Raw genomic sequence first — 22763 nt, 5'->3', positions numbered from 1 at the left:
GCTCTTTCAAGGATAAAGCCGCGTCTTGTCCCAACCGCCTTTGGCGTTGCGCGAAAAGACGACCCGGTCATGCAGCCGGAACGGCCTGTCGTGCCAGAATTCGATCGTCTGCGGCACGATGCGGAAGCCCGACCAGTGCTTTGGCCGCGGGATGTCGCCGATCGCATGGCGCGCCGTGTATTCGGCCACCGCCTTTTCCAGCGCGAATCGGCTTTCCAGCGGCCGCGACTGTTTCGAGGCCCAGGCGCCGATGCGGCTGCCGCGCGGCCGCGTCGCATAGTAGGCGTCGGCTTCAGCGTCGCTGACGATCTCCACCGGTCCGCGAATGCGCACTTGCCGGCGCAGCGACTTCCAATGGAAGCACATCGCCGCCTTCATGCTGCCAAAAATCTCCTGGCCCTTGGCGCTCTCGAAATTCGTGTAGAAGACAAACCCGCCTTCATCGAACCCCTTGAGCAACACCATACGCACATCCGGCATGCCGTCGGCATCGACGGTTGCCAGCGCCACGCCATTGGGATCGTTCGGCTCGCTTTTCGTGGCGTCGTCCAGCCATGCGGCAAAGAGGCGAAACGGCTCGGCAGCCTCGGTAAAGTCACTGCTTGTTAACTCTGTGTCACTCATAGTTTTTCTCAAATTGTCACGAAGCCAAGATTCTTGCGAAGCAGGGGGAGGTTGCCGATTGTCGCGTATCGCGCAAGCTTTTGACAGCAGGCAATGGGGCGTTATCGCTTCGGCCAGCACGAAAGCCGCGATCGTGGCATTCGCCTTGCCACTTGCCGCCTGTGGCGCCGGTGGTTTCAGCCTGGAAAAGGCCGAAGTCGACCGCTCGATCCTGACCAGCAGCACATCGACCTCGGCCGCCTCGGCCGTTTCGGATCGCGACTCCGACCAGACGACGATCGGCAATGCGGTGTCCTCGGCCGACATCGAGCAGCTCGGCGGACAGGCCGTGCCGTGGGCCAATGCCGGCACCGGGTCACGCGGTTCCATCACCGGGCTGGCCGAATTGAAGGACAACGGCCAGACATGCCGCCGTTTCAAGGCCTCGCGCGAAAGCTTTGATGGCGTTGCCATGTTCGAAGGCGAGCTGTGCTTGGCCAGCGCCGGCGGCTGGCGCATGCAGGACTTCAAGGCGCTCTGAGCCTGACTTGAAAGTCGGCTGCGATCGGCTCCTTCCGGATCGACAAAAATCCCTCACCAATCCTCAGCCACCGACTTTCGGATCAGGCTCTGATTTTCCGCTTTTGATATGCGGCTCCAGCACTGGAATTTCTTCCTATGCGAGCGCATATAGGGGGCAACCAGAGACTCAACTCTTTTCCAGGGCAGTAAGCATGCGCGACCCCTATGAGGTGCTGGGCGTTGCCAAGAACGCATCGGCCAAGGACATAAAATCGGCGTATCGGAAACTCGCCAAGAAGCATCATCCGGATCAGAATCCGAATGATCCCAAGGCGAAGGACCGTTTTGCCGCGGCCAACCAGGCCTACGAGATCGTCGGCGACGAAAAGAATCGTGCCGCTTTCGATCGCGGCGAGATCGACGCCGACGGCAAGCCGCGATTCCAGGGCTTTGAGGGCGCGGCCGGTGGCGGCGACCCCTTCGGCGGTTTTCGCCGGCAGCAAGGTCCTGGCGGTTCCCGATTTGAATTCCGCTCCGGCCGCCCGGGCGGCGATCCGTTCGACGGCAACAGCGACATCTTCAGCCAGATTTTCGGTGACGCCTTTTCGGGCGCGCGCGGTGCCGGCACGGGCGATCGCCGTCAGCCGGCGACCGCTGCCGACCTGAACGTGACGCTCGACGTCACCATTGAGGAAGCGGCCACCGCCGAAAAGGTGACGGCGATGTTCCCCGACGGCCGCAAGGTGGCGGTGAAGCTGCCGGCCTATGTCGAGGATGGCCAGACCATTCGGCTGAAGGGGCAAGGCGAGCAGGGGCCGGGCCAGCCGGGCGACGCGCTGGTCAAGATCCATCTGCGCCGGCATCCGCGCTACCGCATCGAGGGCCGCGACCTGCACGCCGACCTGCCGGTGACGCTGGCGGATGCGGTGCTCGGCGCCAAGGTGCCGGTCGACACGCCGACCGGCAGGCTTGCGGTCAACATCCCAGCCTGGTCGAGCTCGGACAAGGTCCTGCGGCTGAAGGGCAGGGGCCTGCCCGAAAAGGCCGGCGGCCACGGCGATCTCTACGCCCATGTGCGGATCATGCTGCCGGAAGGCGGCGATAGCGCGCTCGAAGCGCTGTTGCGCGGCCAAAAAGACTGATCGACGGCTTTTGTCCCCCGAACTGTCCGGTTTGAGCGCTTGAAGGGGCTCTGTGCCTGTGCGATAGGGCACTCCACAAAGCAGAAATCTTGCGGAGAGCGCTCACATGGCGGGTGGACAGGGCCTAATGGCCGGCAAGCGCGGCCTTATTCTTGGCGTCGCCAATAACAGGTCGATCGCCTATGGCATTGCCAAGTCGTGCGTCGACCATGGCGCCGAGATCGCGCTGACCTATCAGGGCGAGGCGTTCAAGAAGCGCGTCGAGCCGCTGGCGGCGGAACTGGGCGCCTTTGTCGCCGGCCATTGCGACGTCACCGACCCGGCGAGCCTGGACGAGGTTTTCGCCAATGTCGCCAGGCACTGGGGCAAGCTTGATTTCCTCGTCCACGCCATCGCCTTTTCCGACAAGGACGAGCTGACCGGCCGCTATGTCGAGACGACGCGCGACAATTTCCTGCGCACCATGGACATTTCGGTCTATTCCTTCACCACCATTGCCAAGCGCGCCGAGGCGCTGATGACCAATGGCGGCTCGCTGCTGACGCTGACCTACTATGGCGCCGAAAAGGTGATGCCGCACTACAACGTCATGGGTGTCGCCAAGGCGGCGCTCGAGGCCAGCGTGCGCTACCTGGCGGTCGACCTCGGCGCCAAGAAGATCCGCGTCAACGCCATCTCGGCTGGCCCGATCAAGACGCTTGCCGCCTCCGGCATCGGCGATTTCCGCTACATCCTGAAGTGGAACGAGTACAATTCGCCGCTGAAGCAGACGGTGACGCAGGAGGAAGTCGGCGATTCCGGCGTCTATTTCCTGTCCGACCTGTCGCGCGGCGTCACCGGCGAAGTGCATCACGTCGATTCGGGCTACCATGTCGTCGGCATGAAGGCGGTCGACGCGCCCGACATTTCGACGGTGAAGGACTAACCCCCGCCAAACGTCGTCCGTCCCGATCCCGCACCGGAAGACCTGATGTATCCGCTGGTTTACATCGTGCGCCACGGCCAGACCGCGTGGAACGCCGAATTCCGGCTTCAGGGGCAGGCCGACACGGATATCAACGCACTCGGCCGCAGACAGGCGACCGAAAACGGCCATCGGCTCGCCGAACTGGTTCAAAATCCCTGGGAATTCGACTTCGTCGCCAGCCCGATGAAGCGGACACGCGAAACGATGCAGCGCATCCGCACCGCGATGAAGCTCGATCCTGGTGCCTATCGAACCGATCCGCGCCTCGTCGAAGTCAATTTCGGCGATTGGCAGGGATTTACCTTTCCCGAGCTCGAGACACGGTATCCCGGAGCGAGCAGCACGCGCGCTCTGGACAAATGGAACTTTCAGCCGCCCGGCGAAGGCGCGGAGAGTTACCAGATGCTGCTCGAACGCGTCAGGCCATGCTTCGACGCGATCAACCGCCAGACGGTCTGCGTGACCCATGGTGGCGTGATGCGCACCTTGTTTCGCTTCGTTCTGGGATTGGCCGAGGACGAGGCAGCGAACCTGGAAATACCGCAGGATCGTTTGCTCAAGCTCGAAGGCAAGAGTCTCGAGTGGCTGTAAGCCAGCGAATGCAGCCTCGGTTTTGGGCGAACGCCATGCGCAAAATCAAAGACCCAAAGCGCGTCGCCTGAATCCGTTCGAACGCGGCGCGCTTAGAGGAGCGGAACCGCCGCCCGATCTTGGCAGGAAGCTCTAATTGGCCGAGCTGTCCGGAAGCTCCATGTCGGTGATGACGTTTTCACCATTGGTCACATCGTAGGCGATGACGATGTCCATGCCCGGCTTCAGCGCGTCGAGATCTGTCTCCGCGTTCAGCTTGTAGGACTTGCCGTCATCCAGCGTCAGTGTCGCCGTGTCCTTGTCGATCTTCTTGATCAAGCCTTCGGTCTGGCCGGCGAAAGCGGCGGTGGAAAGCAGCAGCGTGGCGGCAAAGGCGCCAATCAGGGTACGCATAATCGTTCCTCTTTATCATTGCGCCGGCATGGCGGCGGGCGTTCAACAGCGGATGGAGCAGAGCAGAAACCAACCGAATGTGTCAAAACTAAATCCGCCAGATCACAGTTTGACCCCTGTGAAAAACGCCAATAGAAGGCAACCTTGAGCCGGCTCCGATGCCGGGCAGGGTCATTTCATGTCTCACAACACGTTCGGCCACCTTTTCCGCGTCACCACCTGGGGCGAAAGCCATGGCCCGTCGCTCGGCTGCGTGGTCGACGGGTGTCCGCCCGGCATCCGCTTTACTCAAGCCGACATCCAGGCCGAGCTAGACAAGCGCCGGCCGGGCCAGTCACGTTTCGTGACGCAGCGTCGCGAACCTGATGAAGTGAAGGTGCTGTCAGGCTTCATCCTCGACGAGGACGGCGAGACCATGATCACCACCGGCACGCCGGTGTCGATGCTGATCGAGAATGTCGACCAGCGCTCAAAGGATTATGGCGAGATCGCCCGCCAGTATCGGCCCGGCCATGCCGATTACACCTATGACGTCAAATACGGCGTGCGCGATTATCGTGGCGGCGGCCGCTCATCTGCTCGCGAGACGGCAGCTAGGGTGGCGGCCGGTGCCTTGGCGCGCAAGGTGGTGCCCGGCGTGGTGGTGCGCGGCGCGCTGGTGTCGATGGGCGAAAAATCCATCGACCGCGCCAACTGGAACTGGAATTTCATCGGCGATGCGGAAAATCCGTTTTTCACCCCCGATCCGGCTTCCGTTCCCGTCTTCACGCAGTATCTCGACGGCATCCGCAAGGCGGGGTCCTCGGTCGGCGCGGTGATCGAAATCGTCGCCGACGGCGTTCCTGCCGGCCTCGGCGCGCCGATCTATGCCAAGCTCGACCAGGACATCGCCTCCGGCCTGATGTCGATCAACGCCGTCAAGGGCGTCGAGATCGGCAACGGTTTCGAGGCCGCCCGCATCACCGGCGAGCAGAATGCCGACGAGATGCGCATCGGCAATGACGGCAAGCCGGTGTTCCTGTCCAACAACGCTGGCGGCATCCTGGGCGGCATCTCGACCGGCCAGGCGATCGTCGCCCGTTTCGCCGTCAAGCCGACCTCGTCGATCCTGACGCCGCGAAAGTCGATCGACAAGGATGGCAAGGACGTCGAGATCATGACCAAGGGCCGCCACGATCCATGCGTCGGCATTCGCGCCGTGCCGATCGGCGAGGCAATGGTTGCCTGCGCGATTGCCGATCACTATCTGCGGCATCGGGGACAAACAGGAAGGGGAGTAGGGCAGTAAGGCAGTAGGGCAATATGTTACCCAGCCCGCCGAACACAGCCAGATTTTCCTTTTCCCTACTGCCATCCTGCCCTATTCCCCTACTGCCCTGCGAGCGAAGCGAGCGTTCATGCCTTACGACCAGAAGAAAATCGTCGAAGCCCTGCGCGCTTTCGAACGCGGCGAGATCGTCGTCGTCATGGATGATGACGGGCGCGAGAACGAGGGCGACCTGATCGTCGCCGCCGTCCACTGCACGCCCGAAAAGATGGCCTTCATTGTTCGCCACACGTCCGGCATCGTCTGCACGCCGATGCCGCGCGAAGAAGCCAAGCGGCTTAACCTTGCGCCGATGGTCGCCGACAACGACTCCGCCCATACCACTGCTTTCACCGTCAGCGTCGATTTCAAGCATGGCACCACCACCGGCATTTCGGCCGAGGACCGCACGCTGACGGTTCGCAATCTTGCCAACGGCAATGTCGGCGGCTCGGATTTCGTCCGGCCTGGCCACATCTTCCCGCTGATCGCGCGCGAAGGCGGCGTGCTGATGCGCTCAGGCCATACAGAGGCCGCGGTCGACCTGTGCAAGCTCGCCGGCCTGCCGCCGGTCGGCGTCATTTCCGAGCTGGTCAACGACGACGGCACCGTCAAGCGCGGCCCGCAGGTGCAGGCTTTCGCCGAGGAGCATGGCCTGAAGCAGGTTTCGGTGGCCGACCTCATCGCCTATCGGCAACGCAAGGAAACGCTGGTCGAACGCGTCGCGTGCTCCGAAATCGACACGCTCGGCGGCAAGGCGCAGGTCTTCACCTACACGCTGCCCTGGGACTCCATGCATCACGTCGCCATCGTCTTCGGCGACATCCGCGACGGCGAGGATGTGCCGGTGCGTCTGCATTCCGAGGATGTTGTGACCGACGTCTTCGGCACCAGCCACCGGCTCGACGGCATCATGAAGTCGATGGGTGAGCGCCGGCGCGGCGTCATCGTCTATCTCAGAGAAGGCTCTGTCGGCGTCGCCCATCAGGAGCGCAAGCGGCCGGCCAGCGGCGACCGCGAGGATCATGAAGAGGCGCGCCGCCGTGAAAATGAGTGGCGCGAGATCGGGCTCGGCGCGCAGATCCTCAAGGATCTCGGCATTTCGTCGATCAACCTGATCGCCTCGCGCGAACGCCACTATGTCGGCCTCGAAGGTTTTGGCATCCACATCGCCAAGACCGAGATTCTCTGAGCCGTTAACGCCCGGCTCGTTCGATACCGGGCGCTTCGTGGATCATTCCGCGGGAACGGCTGCTGCTTCGCATCCGTCCAATTCGCATTCGGGCGTGGCAAGGCTGCGCTGGCCAAGCAGCACCGTGGCCAGGGCAATGGTGCCTGACGCCACCGAGACCCAGAACCCGCTCTGGGCACCGAACGCATCGACCACCGCGCCGGCGGCAAACGAGCCGAGCGCCATGCCGATGCCGATGCCGGTCATGACCCAGGTGATGCCTTCGGTCAGCATCGCCTCCGGCACATGCCGCTCGATCAGGCCGAAAGCGGTGATGAAGGTCGGCGAGATCGCCACACCGCTGATGAACACGGTCACCGCCAGCAGTGGCACGGTGTCGGCGGTGAGCGGCAGCAGCGTGCCGAGCGCGACGAGGGCGACTGCGATGGCCAACTGGCGTTGCAGCGGCGCTTTCAGGCTGAGCGCGCCGACGACGAGGCCGAGCACGAACGATCCCAGCGCATAAACGCCGATGACAAAGCTGGCGGCGCCCGGCTGACCGAGTTCCTTGGTGATTGCCACCGTGCTCACTTCCGTCGTCGCGAAGGTCGCGCCGATGAAGATCAGGGCAAAGGTGATGATCTGAACCGGCCGCAGGCGGATTGCCGAGCCGCTCGAGACATGATTGACCGGCCGCACTTGCGGTTCGGTCGAACGCTGCAGGATAAAGGCTGCCGAGCCAAGGGCGAGGAATAGCGTGCTGACCAGGACACCAGCTTCCGGGAACAGGGCGGCACTCAGGCCCACCGACAGCGAGGCCCCGGCGATGTAGACCAGCTCGTCGGCCGCCGACTCGAAGGCGAAGGCGGTGTTCATCTGCGGCCGCCCGCGAAAAATCTCGGTCCAGCGCGCACGCACCATTGCCGGCATGCTGGGCATGGCGGCGGCCAGCAACGCCGACACGAACAACGTCCAAACCGGCCAGTCCTGATTGGCCGCCGCAATCAGGACGGCGAAAGCCAGCACGGAGATGATGGTGGTGGGCACCACGATCTGTGTCTGGCCCAGGCGGTCCACCAGTCTCGATATCTGCGGCGTGACGAAAGCGTTGGCCAGCGCGTATGTCGCGGAGACCGCACCCGCCAGCCAGTATTCGCCACGCGTCTGCGACAGCATCGCCACGATGCCGATTGGCGCCATGGCGATCGGCAGGCGCGCCATGAAGCCGGCGACGGCAAAGCCCTTGGCTCCGGGGGCACGAAAGATTTCCGAATAGGGATTTTGCATGGGTGGTTCCTCGACAAAGGACGATTCGACAATTACATACGAAGCGTATGATTGTTAAATAGAGCATACGCTGCGTATGTCAATTGGCATACGCAGCGTATGTGAATAGGTCCAGAAGCCATGCGCAGACCTCGCAGGGAAATGATCGCCGAGACGCGTGCCAAGCTGATTGCGGCAGCCCGCCATGCCTTCGGCACAACAGGCTATGCCGAAGCCTCGATGGATGATTTCACCGCCTCGGCCGGGCTGACGCGCGGCGCGCTCTATCATCATTTTGGCGACAAGAAGGGCCTGCTGCAGGCAGTCATCGCCGAAATCGACGGCGAGATGGCGGCGCGCGTGAACGAAGTGGCGGCGAGGGCACCGACCCGCTGGCAGCATTTCGTCGACGAATGCACAACCTATATCGAGATGGCGCTGGAGCCGGAAATCCAGCGCATCATGTTCCGCGATGGTCCGGCCGTCCTGGGGGATCCGGCACAATGGCCCAATGCCAATGCGTGCATCGCGTCAATGACCGGCCATCTGACGACGCTGCAGGAGGAGGGGGTTGTCGTCCCCAGCCTCGACCCCGAGACTGCCTCGCGGCTGATCAACGGTGCGAGCAGTCAGGCGGCGCAACGGATCGCCAATTCGAGCGACCCCGAAGCGACGTCGAAGAAGGTGGTGACGGCGTTCAAGCAACTGCTCGAAGGCCTGCTCAAAAGGCCGGGTCCGCAGCCGGACTGAAATCCCATCGGTGGCCCGGCGCCATGGCCGGCAATTGACAATCGCCGGGTTGGGTTCATCCTCTCCCACCATCTCTGAGGGGAGATTCGGGGCATGTGGGATTTCGATATCGGCAGGTCGGTGTCCATCATGATGCGGACCTGGCCGTTCATTGTCTTTCGCATGATCGTCTATTTCGGCATCACCCTGGCCTACATCATGGCGACCGGTACCGGCGCCTCCGTCGGCTATGGCGTTGGCCATATCTCCACCGATCCCGACGGGCCGCTGTCCTTTGCCTTGTGGGGCGGCGTGGTCGGCTTCGGTATCGTCTCGATCGCCGTCTACTGGATCCGCGAATACATCCTCTATGTCGTCAAGGCCGGCCACATCGCCGTCATGGTCCATCTGATCGACGGTCGTGACATTCCCGGTGGCCAGGGCCAGATCGCCTACGCCAAGGACATCGTGACCCAGCGTTTTGCAGAGGCCAACATCCTTTTCGTCGTCGACCAGCTGGTCAAGGGCGCCATCCGCGCCATCACCGGCCTGCTCGGCGGCATCGCGGCCTTCTTGCCGATTCCGGGCCTGAGCGGCCTGGTCTCCTTCATCAACACGGTGATCCGCCTGTCGCTGACCTATGTCGACGAGATCATCCTCGGCTACAACATCCGCATCAATTCGGCCTCGCCGTTCGAGACGGCGCGCCAAGGCGTCGTGCTCTATGCCCAGAACGGCAAGGTCATGGTCAAGAACGCCGTCTGGCTGGCGGTCATCATGTGGGGTGTGTCCTTCGTCATCTTCCTGCTGATGCTGGCGCCGGCCGGCGCCATTCTCTTCCTGATGCCCGGCCAACTCGCCGGCTGGGCCTTCGTGCTCGCCATTGTCTTCGCCTGGGCCTTCAAGGCGGCGTTCATCGAGCCTTTCGCCATCGCTTGCCTGATGCAGGTCTACTTCAAGACCATCGCGGGCCAGGTGCCTGATCCCGCCTGGGACGCCAGGCTGGCCGAGGCGTCGTCGAAGTTCAGAGAGCTCAAGGACAAGGCGCTGGCCTCCTTCGGCGGCTCGCGCTGGGGCACCGCCGGCGCGACACGCTGATCCGGCGCGGCATCGACGGCGTTGAGACGCGCCACGGTTGACTTCAGCGGCACCTCTCCCTGGCCGCAAAAGATCTCGCTCATGATCAGCTCCGGCAGCGGCAGCCGCCGTCCCCAGCCATGCGTTTCGAGATCCGGTTTTGGCGCGAACTCGGAAACACGGCCGACGCAGAGATAGGCGACCGGCGTGACATGCTCAGGAATCGACAGCAGGTTCTTCAGCGCCTGCGCCTCGATAATGCTGACCCAGCCGACACCGACCCCTTCGGCGCGCGCCGCCAGCCAGAAATTCTGCACCGCGCAGACCGTGCTGTAGAGGTCCATCTCGGGATTGTGCCAGCGCCCCAGCGGCGAGCCCTTCGAACGCTGCCGGTCGCAAGTGATGCAGATGTTGAGCGCGCTTTCGCAAATGCCTTCCAGCTTGAGCTTGCGGTACAGCGCCTGCCGCTCTTCCTCGATCTCCGGCAGTTCCTGTTCTCGCGCGGCCAGGAACAGGTCGCGCACTTTTTCCCGTCGTTCGGCTTCGCGAATGACGATGAAGTTCCACGGCTGCATGAAGCCGACCGATGGCGCGTGATGAGCGGCAAGCAGCAGCCGCGCCAGCACCTCATCGTCGAGCGCGGTGGGCAGGAAATGACTACGCACGTCACGACGTGTGAACATGGCGCGATAGACCGCATCGCGCGCATTCTGGTCAAATCCATCGTCAATCGCAGCGGTCATATGTTCCGGCATCGCTTGTTCCCTTGCGATTGTCGATGTCATCCGCCTGACCATGCGGATGACGATGCCTGCCAGGCCGGTCTTCTGGCTCGGGATCAACCCGCGTCCGGTGCCTTCCCGTCATCGACAGTGGCATTTACCGGCGCGGTCCCCCTCACAGCGTTGGGCACGCCACGGAGTTCAACCGTGTTCCCGATTCTCCCGCTTGCGGCGGGCACCAGGCAGTACCATGGACCTTACGCCGAAGCGCTGAAGACGCCAATGCCCGCAGCGACACGAATGGACGCAGGCGTGATTTTCCCCAGTCATCGGCCGCCCGTGCATGGCCTTTGTCGATCCGGGTCACTAGATTAGGACGATGACCACCCGTCTCTACACCCATCCGATCTTTCTCGAGCACCTCACGCCGCCCGGCCATCCCGAGCGGCCGGACCGCTTGCGCGCCATCGAGCGCGTGCTCGACGACGAGGCGTTTGCCGGGCTCGATCGTATCCAGGCGCCGGAAGGCGACGAGGCCACCATCCTTTACGCGCATCCAGCCGATTTCGTCGCCCGCGTGCGCGCCGCCATTCCCGACGAGGGGATCGCCCGCATCGACGCCGACACGTCAGTCAGTCCGAAGAGCTGGCAGGCGGCGATCACCGCGATCGGTGCCGCCAACGCCGCCGTCGACGACGTCTTTTCGGGCCGCGCCGACAATGTCTTCGTCGCCGCCCGGCCGCCCGGCCACCATGCCGAAAAGACCACGGCCATGGGTTTCTGCCTGTTCAACACGGCGGCGATCGCGGCACGGTATGCGCAGAAGAAACATGGTGTCGAGCGCGTTGCCGTCGTCGACTGGGACGTGCATCACGGCAACGGCACGCAGGATATTTTCTGGGACGATTCGTCGGTGCTCTATTGCTCGACGCATCAGATGCCGCTTTATCCCGGCACCGGTGCGAAGGGCGAAACCGGCGCCGGCAACATCGTCAACGCGCCGCTGGCGCCGCAGACCGGCAGCGAGGTCTTTCGCGATGCCTTCCTGTCGCGCGTCCTGCCGGCGCTCGACAATTTCGCGCCCGACCTGATCATCATTTCGGCCGGGTTCGACGCACACCATCGCGATCCGCTGGCCGAGATCAACCTGACCGAGGACGATTTCGACTGGGCGACCGGCCAGTTGATGCAGCGCGCCGCGCGCCACAGCGGCAACCGGCTCGTCAGCCTGCTCGAGGGTGGCTACGATCTGCAAGGTTTGGCATTTTCGGTCGCTGCCCATGTCGGGCGGCTGATGAAAGGATGAATGATGGCTGGTGAGACCAACGAAGACGTCAAGGCGATGAGCTTCGAACAGGCACTCGACGCGCTGGAGAAGATCGTCGATGATCTGGAGCGCGGCGATGTGCCGCTCGACCAGTCGATCAGGATCTATGAGCGCGGCGAGGCACTGAAGGCGCATTGCGACCGACTGCTGAAGGCCGCCGAGGACAAGGTCGAGAAGATCAGGCTGTCGCGTGACGGCAAGCCGGTTGGAACGGAGCCGCTCGACGCGGACTGAGGCGCGGTCCTGTCCCACCGACTTTTGGACACGATCATGATTGAGGATGAATTCGTCCCGATTGAAAGCGCTCCAGGACAAGAGGAGATACGGAAGCGATGTGCAGAAACATCAAGACCCTGTTCAATTTTGACCCGCCCGCAACCAACGACGAAGTGCGCGACGCAGCACTTCAGTTTGTCCGCAAGCTGAGCGGAACGACGCGGCCCTCAAAGCAGAACCAGCATGCCTTCGACCACGCCGTCGAGGCCATCGCCGCCTCTGCGCGCGAACTGCTCGATTCCTTGGAAACCCATCAGCATCCGCGCAATCGCGAAGAGGTGGCGGCCAAACTACGGGCAAAGGCGGCGATCCGCTTTGCCTGACGCGACCAAGCGGGCATTGCCCGCTGACAAGGAGATCTCGTGAGCTTCTTCCCCGGAAACGACCCGCAGGCCGGCGATGCCTTCGCCAGCGACCAGATCGAATTGATGGTCATCCCCAACGCCAAGGACATTGGCGGTTTTCAGGTGCGCCGCGCCCTGCCGACCGCCAAAAGGCGGCTGGTCGGGCCTTTCATCTTCTTCGACCGCATGGGCCCGGCGATCCTGCGCGCCGGCCAGGCGCTGGATGTCCGTCCCCATCCGCATATCGGTCTGTCGACGGTCACCTATCTGTTCGACGGCAAGATCCGACATCGCGATTCGCTTGGCACCGAAATGGTCATCCAGCCCGGCGACGTGAACCTGATGACCGCCGGCCGCGGCATCGTCCATTCCGAGCGTACCCCTGAAGAACTGCGCGGCGCGCCGATGTCGATCTCCGGCTTGCAGACATGGCTGGCGCTGCCGGATGGCAAGGAAGAGGTGGCGCCGGTGTTCGAGAACACCGCGGCACTTCGGCTTCCCGAGATCGACGCCGAAGGCGTCAGCGGGCGCGTCGTCATTGGTGATTTCCAGGGATTGCGGTCCCCGGTCAGGGCCGACTCCGAGACGCTCTACGCCGACCTGCGCCTGGCGCCCGGCGCAAGCGTGAAAATCCCGGCCGATGCCGAGGAGCGCGCCATCTACACGCTGGAAGGCGAGGTCTCGATTTCGGGCGACGTCTTTCCGGCGGAACGGCTGCTGGTGTTTCGGCCCGGTGACGAGATCGTCGTATCGTCGGACACCGGCGCGCATTTCATGCTGTTTGGCGGCGCGTCGCTTGGCTCGCAGCGCTACATCTGGTGGAATTTCGTATCGTCATCCAAGGAGCGCATCGAGCAGGCCAAGCAGGAATGGAAGACGGGCCGCTTCGATATCGTTCCTGGCGATGAGGAAGAATTCATCCCGCTGCCGGAAAGCTAGCATCACAGCGTGATCCGCGTCACTGACACGCATTTACTTTCGCCGGCCGGCGGCCTATTTCGCCCATCAACCGAAAGCCTGAGCACCCGTGAACGCAACGCCGCATACGCCGCTTCTCGACAAGGTCCGTATCCCGGCCGACCTGCGCACGCTTGCCGAGAGCGAGCTGCCGCAACTGGCATCCGAGCTTCGCGCCGAGCTGATCGACGCCGTCTCCCGAACCGGCGGCCACCTTGGCGCCGGCCTTGGCGTGGTCGAGCTGACGGTGGCGCTGCACTATGTCTTCAACACGCCCGATGACCGGCTGATCTGGGATGTCGGCCACCAGGCCTATCCGCATAAGATCCTGACCGGTCGCCGCGACCGCATCCGCACATTGCGCCAGGAAGGCGGCCTGTCCGGCTTCACCCGCCGCGCTGAGAGCGAGTACGATCCCTTCGGCGCGGCCCACTCCTCGACATCGATATCGGCCGGCCTCGGCATGGCCGCTGCTCGCGACCTCTCCGGCGGCCGCAACAATGTCATCGCCGTCATCGGTGACGGCGCGATGTCTGCCGGCATGGCCTATGAGGCGATGAACAATGCCGGCGCGCTCGATGCCCGGCTGATCGTCATCCTCAACGACAACGACATGTCGATCGCGCCGCCAACCGGCGCAATGAGCGCCTATCTGGCGCGTCTGGCCTCGGGCAAGGCCTATATCGGCCTGCGCGACTTCGGCAAGAAACTGACCTCCTATCTCGGTAAACGGGCGGATCGTGCGATCACCAGGGCGGTTGAGCACGCACGCGGCTACGTCACCGGCGGCACGCTTTTCGAGGAGCTTGGTTTCTATCACATCGGGCCGATCGACGGTCACAATCTGGAGCATCTGATCCCGGTTCTGAAAAATGTCCGCGACAATGGCGAAGGCCCGGTGCTGATCCATGTCGTCACCCAGAAGGGCAAGGGCTACGCGCCGGCGGAGGCTGCCGCCGACAAATATCACGGCGTCAACAAGTTCGACGTCATCACCGGCGCGCAGGCCAAGGCGCCGGCCAACGCACCGGCCTACACCAAGGTGTTCGCCGAAAGCCTGGTCCAGGAGGCCCGCGAGGACGACCGCATCGTCGCCGTCACCGCCGCCATGCCGAGCGGTACCGGCCTCGACCTGTTCGGCGAAGCGTTTCCGTCGCGGATCTTCGACGTCGGCATTGCCGAACAGCACGCGGTGACCTTCGCCGCCGGCCTTGCCACCGAAGGTTACAAGCCGTTCGTGGCGATCTATTCGACCTTCCTGCAGCGCGCCTACGACCAGGTCGTCCACGACGTCGCCATCCAGAAATTGCCGGTGCGCTTTCCCATCGACCGCGCCGGCTTCGTCGGCGCCGATGGCGCCACCCATTGCGGCGCTTTCGACACCACTTTCCTGGCGACCTTGCCGGGTTTCGTCGTCATGGCGGCGGCCGATGAGGCGGAGTTGCGCCACATGGTGCGCACTGCGGCAAGCTATGATGAGGGCCCGATCGCCTTCCGCTATCCGCGCGGCAACGGCGTTGGCGTCGACATGCCGGAGCGCGGCTCGGTTCTCGAAATCGGTAAGGGCCGGATAGTCAAGGAAGGCACCAAAGTCGCACTCCTGTCCTTCGGCACACGGCTGCAGGATTGTCTGATCGCCGCCGAGGAGCTTGGCGCTGCCGGGCTCTCCACCACGGTCGCCGATGCCCGTTTCGCCAAGCCGCTCGACGAGGATCTGATCCGGCGGCTGGCCCGCTCGCACGAGGTTCTGGTGACAGTGGAGGAGGGCGCCATCGGCGGCTTCGCCAGCCATGTGCTGCAGTTCCTCGCCCATGAAGGCTTACTGGAAAGCGGCCTCAAGGTGCGCCCGCTGGTGCTGCCCGACGCGTTCACCGACCACGCCAAGCCCGAGAAGATGTACGCCGATGCCGGGCTCGACGCAGCCGGCATCGTGCGCACGGTCTTCGTCGCGCTCGGGCACAGCACCCACGCCCAGCGCGCCTGAATCAAAGTCTTAACGGCTTGAATCAGTTTGCCGACCAATGATCTTAACGCATTGTTTACGCTGACATTTGGCTTTTTGCTTACCGTGTCTCTTGGCCGTTTTTCAACGGCGCCCTGCTAGATCGTTGATCAGGCAGGGAGACAACAGCAATGAAAACGCTTCTGTGCGGCGTAGCGCTTTGCGCCGTCATCGTCGCGCCGGCCGCCGCCGAAACGCGCTATGATCGCAATCTCGAAAAGGCGGCGGTGGGCATCGTCGCCGGCAAGATGGGCGATATCCGCGGCGGCTTTTCCTACAAGCAGGTGCCGCAGCTTGTGGTCGTGCCGGTAGCAGCGCCGGCGGCGGTGACCGAACGCCCACGCGAGGAAGCCACGGGCAAGCCGGATGACGGTCTGTCGCCCGCCGTCGAACGGCAGGTTTCGCGAACCATTTTCTAAATTGAGGCCAGTAGGCCTAGAGCTGCTTGAGAGGGTATGATCGGAAGCTACCCGCCGATGCCTTTTCATTGTCCATGCCGCCATTCGGCGATCTGAAAAGCTTACTCCTCCGCCAACTCCACTTGTTTCGACGGTTTCTCGGAGCGCCAGGATTTCGTGGCGTGGCGGGCGCGGTCGGCAAAGATGGCGAGGCGTCCGCGCAGGCTTCGCCCACCCATCACCGACGACAAGGTCACCGAATGCGTCGCAAAGCGGCGCTTGAAATCCTCGCCGCCGCAAAGAAAGTCGACCGTGGTCAAGCCCCGGTCAAGCGACCACTGGATGTAATCCATCATCAGGACCATGCCCGGCGAGGCCCGCTCGAAGGCCGGGTCATAGGTCGTGACGAAAGCCATCATCGTTCCATGCTGCTCGAAATTGATCGAGATGGCGATGATCTCGTTTTCCCGTTCGAGCACGAAGATGCGCAGCAATCCGAGCCCGGCCAGCACGGAGACCAGCGCCGCCAGAGCGGCGGAGCCTTCGTCGAAGAGGTCCGAAACGCGGCCGTGCTTTGCCAGCCATAGCCGCTTCAGCGCCGCGACGCGCTCGAGCACGGGCTCGCGAGTTTCGTGCGCTTCCATCAGGCGGAAGCGCAGCGCGCCGCCTTCCTCCATGAATTTGCGGCCACGGCGATAGTTCTGCCGGGCTTTTTTTGATTGGCTTTCGAACCATTGCGCGCCGCCTTGCCAGGCGCCGGCGACACGATAGCTGACCTCGCTGCGATGGTTTGGTTGCAAGATCGTGCCGCGGCCTGGGGCGGCGGGGCCGAGCAGGGCCGGGAATCGGGCATCAGGCAAAAAACGATTCAGATAGACAAGGTCGAAGCCGCCATCGTCGAGAATGCGTTGCCAGAGTTGCCGCAGGATCTGCGGGTCGCAATCGTGGGCAAGCAGGACATCGCCATAATCGCAGTGATCCTTCGCCGCCCATTCCAGGACGCGGAGGCCGGAGCGCCTGAAGGTCGCGAGCGCAATGACGGCCACGAGCCGCTCGTCGCTCCAGACCAACCCGATCCTGAGGCCGCGCCGATCCTGATGCGGCGTCGTGCGCCACCACGCAGAGATCCAGTCCGGATGCTGGAAAACGAGGCCGCCAGCGCCTTGCCAGAGCGCCGCCCAGGCGGGCGCGATTTCTGCCAGGCGCGCATCCGAAGTCGCGACTTCGATCCGGTGCGTTCGCGGCAGCCGGCACACGACAGGCCCGTTCAAGGCTTGGCCCTTTGCGACGATTGCTGTGGCTCGGGCTTGCCGGTTCGGAAGTGTTTGGCGATCTGCCACCACATCCGCTTCAGCGGCATGATATAGAGCCCTGCGAGCGACTGATAGTCGCGCACGTTGCGTTCGATCAACCCGAATTTGAAGTCCTCGTCGGGTCTCGGAACACATAGAGTTCCGAACAGCCGATCCCAGAACGAGAAGAGCAGCCCGAAGTTCTTGTCGTAATGGCGCGGGTCCGTGCTGTGGTGTAACTGATGCCAGTGCGGGCACAAGATCAGGTTGTTCAGCGGTCCAAACGAAATCTTGAAATGCGTGTGCCTGACGAAATCCATCATCAGGATGTTGCGTATGATGTAGACGTTGACGCCGAAGACCGTCAGCTCAACGAGGTTCAGCGACACCAGCGACCAGATGCCGAAGCAGATGCCGGGAATGACGCCGTCCCAGGCGCGGTTCATCAATTCGTCGAGCGGGTGGACGCGGTCCTTGGTGATGCCGACCATCACCTCGGCCGAATGGTGCACCTTGTGCAGTTCCCAGAGCACCGGATAGCGGTGCTGGGCGACGTGATAGAGATAATACGAAATGTCATAGGCGAGCAGCATGGTGATGGTGAAGATTGTCACCGTCACCGGCCCTGCCGGGCCTTCTATCAGGGGGGGCTGGATCGCCAGGAGCGTTGAGAGCAGCCAGTTCGTCGCATAGCCGACTGCGCTGACGAAGACGATGCCGGCAGGCAGCATGAGGAATGGCATGAGGGCCTTCCTCGTCACCCAGAACAAAAGGTCGGCCCTCGCCGAGGGATGAGTGATCACCTCGTGCGGGACCGCGAACTCGAAGAATTCTCTCCAGCTCTTTTTCTCGACCGTGCGCCAATAGGCGACGAGGGCGCTGACCAAAGCGGTCAGCAACAGAAGCCCGGTCGCCAGCAGGCCGGCGCCGGAAATCCGGTCAAGCACCTTGTAGACGATGTCGCTGGCCATTTCCAAGATTGACGCCTCTTCATCCCGTTTTGCGGGCTGTCGCAGTCATAACATTTAGTCCTCAAGCAAATGCGACGAAAATAGGTTAACAATTTATGAGATTTCTGGAATTCGAGACAGCGATCTGCAAACGGCGGCGCCGCGTGCTTGGGCAACCGCGCGCCTCAACGAGTGTAGTTTTCAAAGGACAGTGGGCGTGACAGAAATACTCACCTTCGTCCTAAGTCCAATTCTGGGCACGGTGGTGGGGATGGAAGACGAATGCCTCCCCCAATGCCCGGCTGGCGCCCTTGCTATCGTCGTCGGCTTTCGCCATGAAGGCCGATGAATTCGCCTCTGCCAGCCAGCACACGCCAGCGGCTCGACGACCTGCTCGTCCAGCGCGGGCTGTTTGCCAGCCGCTCGCGTGCCCGCGACGCGGTCGAACGCGGCACGGTGACGGTCGACGGTGTCCTTGCCCGCAAGCCCGGCCAGAGTGTTTTGCCGCAATGCCTTGTTACCATCGATGATCCGGCGCAAGGCTATGTGTCGCGCGCGGCACTCAAGCTGATCGGTGGGCTCGACCATTTCGGCCTCGATCCAGCCGGCTGCGAGGCGCTCGACGTCGGCGCCTCGACTGGCGGCTTCACCCAGGTTCTGCTCGAACGTGGCGCTGCTCATGTCACCGCGATCGATGTCGGGCACGGCCAGATGCATCCTGATGTCGGCCAGGATCCGCGGGTGACGGTGATCGAGGGCCTGAACGCCCGCGATCTCACAGCCGCCGATCTTGGCGGTCGTATTCCGGATTTCATCGTGTCCGATGTCAGCTTCATTTCGCTGAAACTGGCGATGCCACCGGCGCTTGGCCTTGCGAAGGCTGGCGCCAAGGCCATGTTTCTGGTCAAGCCGCAATTCGAGGCTGGTCGCGAAGCGATCGGCAAGGGTGGTTTGTTGAAAGATCCCTACGACGCCTCCCGTGTCGCCGGCCTGCTGCAGGATTGGCTGGACGCCGTTCCCGGCTGGCGCTCGCTCGGGCTGCACTTGTCGCCGATCGAGGGCAGCGACGGCAATCGCGAATTCCTGCTCGGTGGGATCAAGGACCGATGAGCGCGCGCTTCAGCATCAGGAAACTTGGCGCCCAGGGCGACGGCATCGCCGAGACCGAGACCGGCGATCTGTTCATTCCCTTCACACTGCCCGGCGAAACGGTCACCGCCGCGCGCGAACGGGATCGCGCCACGCTGATGGCGGTGCTGGAAGCCTCGCCGCTGCGCATCGATCCCGCCTGCCGCCATTTCACCGAATGCGGCGGTTGCGCGCTCCAGCATTTCGAAACCGAAGCCTATCGCCAGTGGAAACGCGAAAAGGTGGTCCACGCCCTGAAGGGCCTCACATCCGAAATTGAGGGGTTGGTTGCTTGCGCGCCGCACACGCGCCGCCGTGTCGTGCTGGCCGCCCGGCGCACCGATACAGGCATGCTGCTCGGCTTCCATCGCCATCTGTCGCCGGAAATCATCTCCATCGAGGAATGCCCGATCTCGCTGCCGGAGATCGTCGCCGCGCTCGATCGCTTGAAGGCGCTCGCCGAATTGGTCTGCGCTACCACCAAATCGTTCCGCATGACGGTCACCGTGACCGGTTCGGGGCTTGATGTCGCGGTCCATGAGTCAGGCAAACTGGGCGAGAACCAGCGTCGGGTCGCCTCCAACTTCGTCATGGCCCAGGGATTTGCCCGGCTTTCGATCGACGACGAGATCGTCATCGAACCCAAAAAGCCGGTGGTCATGTTCGGCGGCATTGCTGTTGCCATTCCGCCGGGCGCCTTCCTCCAGGCAACCGAAGCCGCCGAACAGGCGATGGCCGATATCGTTGGCGGACATCTGAAGCGTGCCAAGAAGGTGGCGGATCTTTTCGCCGGTTGCGGCAGCTTTGCCTTGCGCCTTGCAATGAAATCGGAAGTCCATGCGGTGGAGGGTGATGCGGCAGCCCTTTCGGCGCTCGACCGGGGATCACGCTTCGCCACAGGCCTGAAGCGGGTGACGGGCGAACGCCGCGACCTGTTTCGCCGGCCGCTTACCTTCAAGGAATTGAATGCCTTCGACGGCGTGGTGTTCGACCCGCCACGCGCGGGCGCCGAAGACCAGTCGAAGCAGATCGCCCGTTCGGATGTTCCTTATGTCGCCGCGGTGTCGTGCAATCCGGTGACGCTGGCTCGCGACCTGCGCATCCTCATCGATGGCGGTTACACCTTGAAAAGCGTGACGCCGATCGACCAGTTCCTGTGGTCGCCGCATGTCGAGGCAGTGGCGCTGCTGGAGAAGCCGAAGAAGAGGCGGTAGATCATTCGCTGGTTTGGCAACGCCGTGCTTCCGCGAGCACGCCCGTTTCCATTTCTCTCAATGTTTCGACTTGCCTCTGTTGGGCAGCGACCCGAACGCATCCTCCGGTCGCGTTGGAGGAAAGACCGGAGCAGGCCGTGTGACCTGATCGTCGGTTGAACTGGAGGCAACGGACTTTTCTCCAGTTTCTATCGCATCAAACCCTGGTACCGCCCACCGTCATCTGGTTCATGCGCAAATGCGGCTGGCCGACGCCGACGGGCACGCCCTGTCCGGCCTTGCCGCACATGCCGATGCCGGTGTCGAGCTTCATGTCGTTGCCGATCATCGAAACGCGGTGCATCGCGTCCGGCCCGTTGCCGATCAGCATCGCGCCCTTGATCGGCTGCGTCACCTTGCCGTTCTCGATCATGTAGGCCTCGGTGCAGCCGAAGACGAATTTGCCGGAGGTGATGTCGACCTGGCCGCCGCCGAAGGAGACGGCATAGATGCCGTTCTTGACCGAGGCGATGATTTCGTCCGGCTCCATGTCGCCCGCTGTCATGTAGGTGTTGGTCATGCGCGGCATCGGCTGGTGCGCGTAGCCTTCGCGCCTGCCGTTGCCGGTCGCCTTCATGCCCATCAGCCGGGCGTTCTGGCGATCCTGCATGTAGCCTACCAGTTTGCCGTCCTCGATCAGCACATTGCGGGCCGAAGGCGTGCCTTCGTCGTCGACGGTGAGCGAGCCGCGCCGCTCGGGCATGGTGCCGTCGTCGACGACGGTGACCCCCTTGGCGGCGACCTGCTGGCCCAGCAGGCCGGCGAAGGCCGAGGTCTTCTTGCGATTGAAATCGCCTTCCAGCCCATGGCCGACGGCCTCGTGCAGCATGACGCCCGGCCAGCCACTGGACAGCACGATGTCGAAGGTGCCGGCCGGCGCCGGTATCGCCTCGAGATTGACCAGGGCTTGCCTGAGCGCCTCCTTGGCGGCGTGCTTCCAGCTATCCTCGACCAGGAACTCGCCAAACGCCTTGCGGCCACCCATGCCGTAGGAGCCGCTCTCCTGGCGGTCGCCATTGCCGACCACGACGGAGACGTTGATGCGGACCAGCGGCCGGATGTCGCGCACCACCTGGCCGTCGGCGCGCACGATCTCGACATGCTGCCAGGAGGCGGCAAGCGACGCCGAAACCTGGCGAACGCGCGGATCCTCGGCGCGCAGCCAGGCGTCGATTTCCTGCAGCAGCTTTGCCTTGGCCTCGAAGGACGGCGAGGGGATCGGGTTCTCCTCGCCATAGAGGTGGCGGTTGGTGCGGGCGGGCGCCGCGGCAAGCGTGCCGGAATAACCACCCTTGACGGTTGAGACGGCGTCGGCCGCACGCAGCAGCGAGGCTTCGGAAAGGTCGCTGGAATGAGCATAGCCGCTGGCTTCGCCGGCGACGGCACGCAGGCCAAACCCCTGGTCGGTGTTGAAGTTGGCGGTCTTCAGCCGGCCATTGTCGAACATCAGCGCTTCGCTTTCGCTGTATTCCAGAAACAGTTCGCCGTCGTCGGCGCCGTTGATGGTTTCAGCGACGATCTGCTTGATGCGATCGTCTGAAATGTCGAATTGGCCGATCAGGCTGTTCATGGCGCGTCCGTTCACAGGAGGAATGGGTCTTTGCCACGATGTAGGCGCGAAGGCGCGTCGAGACAATCGTCCAGCCGCGTTGTGATGACAAATGCGGTTCGCCGACAGGTCCGCCGACGCAAGACTAGGGCGTCAGGGCAGGGCGGCGAAACCGTCGGCAAAACCCTTGAGATCGACCGGGATGCCGATGCCTTCTTCCGGCGTCTGGAAGACGATGAAGGTGGCCGACGTGCCGGTCTTCAGCGTGTCGAGCAGCGGCTTTTCGAGAATGACTTCGGCATAGCAGCCGTCCTGGAAGCAGCGCACGAAATAGGCGCGGCCGATATCCTTGCCGTCGACATTGAGACCTAGCCCGTTGGGCAAAAGCACGCCCAGCGGCGCCAGAACGCGCAGAATCTCCGCCTTGTTGTCGGCGGTGCGCAGCACGACGACCGACAGTCCCATCTCCGGACGGTCCTCGGCGACTACGTTCTGCATCATCACGCATTGTTCCGAGGTGGCGCCGGCCGGCGTGTCGCAGATGATCGACCACGCGCCATGCGTCGAGCGCACCGTGCCGCTCGGCTGCGCGGCGTTGGCCATGCCGGACGAGCCGATACCAGACAGGGCGGCGAGAAAGATGACCTTCGCCCAGTTTCTCGAAAACCGAGAGTTTCTCGAAAGCCAAGGGATCATGACGGCTCCATTGCGAATCACGGCACTTTAAGCCGCGCCAAAGCCAAGTAAAGGACGAGACCGCAGCCGGTCTGCCCCGAAAAAGCCAATACGGCGCTTTTC

The 22763-nt window shown here is 63.2% G+C and carries 23 protein-coding genes, 1 pseudogene and 1 riboswitch; of the genes and pseudogenes, 16 read left to right on the top strand and 8 right to left on the bottom strand.

The features are described 5' to 3' along the window. Positions 1–6: 6 nt before the first annotated feature. Positions 7–624: a pyridoxamine 5'-phosphate oxidase gene (gene pdxH / locus ACZ89F_RS19900; RefSeq protein ID WP_476093717.1), complete on the bottom strand. Its 618-nt coding sequence runs from the start codon at positions 622–624 to the stop codon at positions 7–9. A 58-nt stretch (positions 625–682) separates the two neighbouring features. On the opposite strand from pdxH, the gene ACZ89F_RS19895 reads away from it, so the two are divergent. The 4 genes from ACZ89F_RS19895 (at position 683) to ACZ89F_RS19880 (ending at position 3825) form a co-directional block, all read left to right on the top strand. Next, positions 683–1144: an RT0821/Lpp0805 family surface protein gene (locus tag ACZ89F_RS19895; protein WP_476093716.1), complete on the top strand. Its 462-nt coding sequence runs from the start codon at positions 683–685 to the stop codon at positions 1142–1144. Positions 1145–1337: 193 nt separating this feature from the next. Further along, the gene (locus ACZ89F_RS19890) at positions 1338–2267 is read left to right on the top strand and encodes a DnaJ C-terminal domain-containing protein (RefSeq protein ID WP_476093715.1); all 930 of its coding nucleotides are present in this window, start codon (positions 1338–1340) and stop codon (positions 2265–2267) included. A 106-nt stretch (positions 2268–2373) separates the two neighbouring features. Continuing rightward, positions 2374–3192: an enoyl-ACP reductase FabI gene (gene fabI / locus ACZ89F_RS19885; protein WP_128288839.1), complete on the top strand. Its 819-nt coding sequence runs from the start codon at positions 2374–2376 to the stop codon at positions 3190–3192. 45 nt (positions 3193–3237) lie between these two features. Next, the gene (locus ACZ89F_RS19880) at positions 3238–3825 is read left to right on the top strand and encodes a histidine phosphatase family protein (protein ID WP_476093714.1); all 588 of its coding nucleotides are present in this window, start codon (positions 3238–3240) and stop codon (positions 3823–3825) included. Between the two features lie 132 nt (positions 3826–3957). Here the strand turns inward: ACZ89F_RS19880 and ACZ89F_RS19875 are convergent, their stop codons facing one another. Continuing rightward, positions 3958–4218: a DUF1344 domain-containing protein gene (locus ACZ89F_RS19875; protein ID WP_476093713.1), complete on the bottom strand. Its 261-nt coding sequence runs from the start codon at positions 4216–4218 to the stop codon at positions 3958–3960. A 178-nt stretch (positions 4219–4396) separates the two neighbouring features. On the opposite strand from ACZ89F_RS19875, the gene aroC reads away from it, so the two are divergent. Next, complete coding sequence (gene aroC / locus ACZ89F_RS19870; RefSeq protein WP_476093712.1) at positions 4397–5506, top strand: chorismate synthase; 1110 nt, start codon at positions 4397–4399, stop codon at positions 5504–5506. 109 nt (positions 5507–5615) lie between these two features. Next, positions 5616–6716 carry a 3,4-dihydroxy-2-butanone-4-phosphate synthase gene (ribB, locus tag ACZ89F_RS19865; RefSeq protein WP_109662220.1) on the top strand — a complete coding sequence of 367 codons (1101 nt, stop codon included), beginning with the start codon at positions 5616–5618 and terminating at the stop codon, positions 6714–6716. 42 nt (positions 6717–6758) lie between these two features. Here the strand turns inward: ribB and ACZ89F_RS19860 are convergent, their stop codons facing one another. Further along, on the bottom strand, positions 6759–7982 hold the full coding sequence (locus ACZ89F_RS19860) for an MFS transporter (protein WP_476093711.1): 1224 nt from the start codon (positions 7980–7982) through the stop codon (positions 6759–6761). A 120-nt stretch (positions 7983–8102) separates the two neighbouring features. Between ACZ89F_RS19860 and ACZ89F_RS19855 the strand changes: the two genes are divergently transcribed. Both ACZ89F_RS19855 and ACZ89F_RS19850 read left to right on the top strand, forming a co-directional pair. Continuing rightward, on the top strand, positions 8103–8711 hold the full coding sequence (locus ACZ89F_RS19855) for a TetR/AcrR family transcriptional regulator (RefSeq protein WP_476093710.1): 609 nt from the start codon (positions 8103–8105) through the stop codon (positions 8709–8711). A 93-nt stretch (positions 8712–8804) separates the two neighbouring features. Next, positions 8805–9788, top strand: a complete 984-nt coding sequence (locus tag ACZ89F_RS19850; RefSeq protein ID WP_476093709.1) for a hypothetical protein — start codon at positions 8805–8807, stop codon at positions 9786–9788. 104 nt (positions 9789–9892) lie between these two features. Here ACZ89F_RS19850 and bluB read toward each other — a convergent pair. Then, positions 9893–10510 (bottom strand): annotated as a pseudogene (gene bluB, locus ACZ89F_RS19845) (5,6-dimethylbenzimidazole synthase); the annotation flags it as partial. A gap of 57 nt (positions 10511–10567) precedes the next feature. Continuing rightward, positions 10568–10747, bottom strand: a riboswitch (cobalamin riboswitch). 121 nt (positions 10748–10868) lie between these two features. Between bluB and ACZ89F_RS19840 the strand changes: the two are divergent. From ACZ89F_RS19840 to ACZ89F_RS19815, 6 genes are all read left to right on the top strand, one after another. Next, complete coding sequence (locus ACZ89F_RS19840; RefSeq protein ID WP_476093708.1) at positions 10869–11795, top strand: histone deacetylase family protein; 927 nt, start codon at positions 10869–10871, stop codon at positions 11793–11795. 3 nt (positions 11796–11798) lie between these two features. Then, the gene (locus ACZ89F_RS19835) at positions 11799–12050 is read left to right on the top strand and encodes an exodeoxyribonuclease VII small subunit (protein ID WP_013532792.1); all 252 of its coding nucleotides are present in this window, start codon (positions 11799–11801) and stop codon (positions 12048–12050) included. Positions 12051–12148: 98 nt separating this feature from the next. Continuing rightward, positions 12149–12415: a DUF2277 domain-containing protein gene (locus ACZ89F_RS19830; RefSeq protein WP_027035955.1), complete on the top strand. Its 267-nt coding sequence runs from the start codon at positions 12149–12151 to the stop codon at positions 12413–12415. Positions 12416–12454: 39 nt separating this feature from the next. After that, positions 12455–13375 carry a pirin family protein gene (locus tag ACZ89F_RS19825; RefSeq protein ID WP_476093707.1) on the top strand — a complete coding sequence of 307 codons (921 nt, stop codon included), beginning with the start codon at positions 12455–12457 and terminating at the stop codon, positions 13373–13375. Positions 13376–13463: 88 nt separating this feature from the next. Further along, positions 13464–15377, top strand: a complete 1914-nt coding sequence (gene dxs / locus ACZ89F_RS19820) for a 1-deoxy-D-xylulose-5-phosphate synthase (protein ID WP_476093706.1) — start codon at positions 13464–13466, stop codon at positions 15375–15377. A gap of 149 nt (positions 15378–15526) precedes the next feature. After that, positions 15527–15814, top strand: coding sequence for a hypothetical protein (locus tag ACZ89F_RS19815; protein ID WP_476093705.1), 288 nt, complete (start codon positions 15527–15529; stop codon positions 15812–15814). A 101-nt stretch (positions 15815–15915) separates the two neighbouring features. Here ACZ89F_RS19815 and ACZ89F_RS19810 read toward each other — a convergent pair whose 3' ends face one another. After that, on the bottom strand, positions 15916–17064 hold the full coding sequence (locus ACZ89F_RS19810; protein WP_476093704.1) for a GNAT family N-acetyltransferase: 1149 nt from the start codon (positions 17062–17064) through the stop codon (positions 15916–15918). Further along, positions 17061–18056 carry a sterol desaturase family protein gene (locus tag ACZ89F_RS19805; protein WP_476097316.1) on the bottom strand — a complete coding sequence of 332 codons (996 nt, stop codon included), beginning with the start codon at positions 18054–18056 and terminating at the stop codon, positions 17061–17063. Before ACZ89F_RS19805 ends, ACZ89F_RS19810 begins: the two co-directional genes overlap by 4 nt. 324 nt (positions 18057–18380) lie before the next feature. On the opposite strand from ACZ89F_RS19805, the gene ACZ89F_RS19800 reads away from it, so the two are divergent. Together ACZ89F_RS19800 and ACZ89F_RS19795 are read left to right on the top strand one after the other, a co-directional pair. Next, positions 18381–19145: a TlyA family RNA methyltransferase gene (locus tag ACZ89F_RS19800; protein ID WP_476093703.1), complete on the top strand. Its 765-nt coding sequence runs from the start codon at positions 18381–18383 to the stop codon at positions 19143–19145. After that, complete coding sequence (locus ACZ89F_RS19795; protein ID WP_476093702.1) at positions 19142–20377, top strand: class I SAM-dependent RNA methyltransferase; 1236 nt, start codon at positions 19142–19144, stop codon at positions 20375–20377. The genes ACZ89F_RS19800 and ACZ89F_RS19795 overlap by 4 nt, the downstream gene beginning before the upstream one ends. A gap of 196 nt (positions 20378–20573) precedes the next feature. Here the strand turns inward: ACZ89F_RS19795 and tldD are convergent, their stop codons facing one another. Both tldD and ACZ89F_RS19785 read right to left on the bottom strand, forming a co-directional pair. Further along, positions 20574–21986 (bottom strand): metalloprotease TldD, encoded by a 1413-nt coding sequence (gene tldD, locus ACZ89F_RS19790; protein ID WP_027035947.1) that lies wholly within the window; start codon positions 21984–21986, stop codon positions 20574–20576. 132 nt (positions 21987–22118) lie between these two features. Continuing rightward, positions 22119–22661, bottom strand: coding sequence for an invasion associated locus B family protein (locus ACZ89F_RS19785; protein ID WP_476093701.1), 543 nt, complete (start codon positions 22659–22661; stop codon positions 22119–22121). Between the last annotated feature and the right edge of the window lie 102 nt (positions 22662–22763).

The sequence above is a fragment of the Mesorhizobium sp. USDA 3734 genome (genome assembly GCF_056279665.1).
The sequence above is the reverse complement of the archived record's forward strand: the minus strand, read 5'-3'. Positions and strand labels throughout refer to the sequence as shown.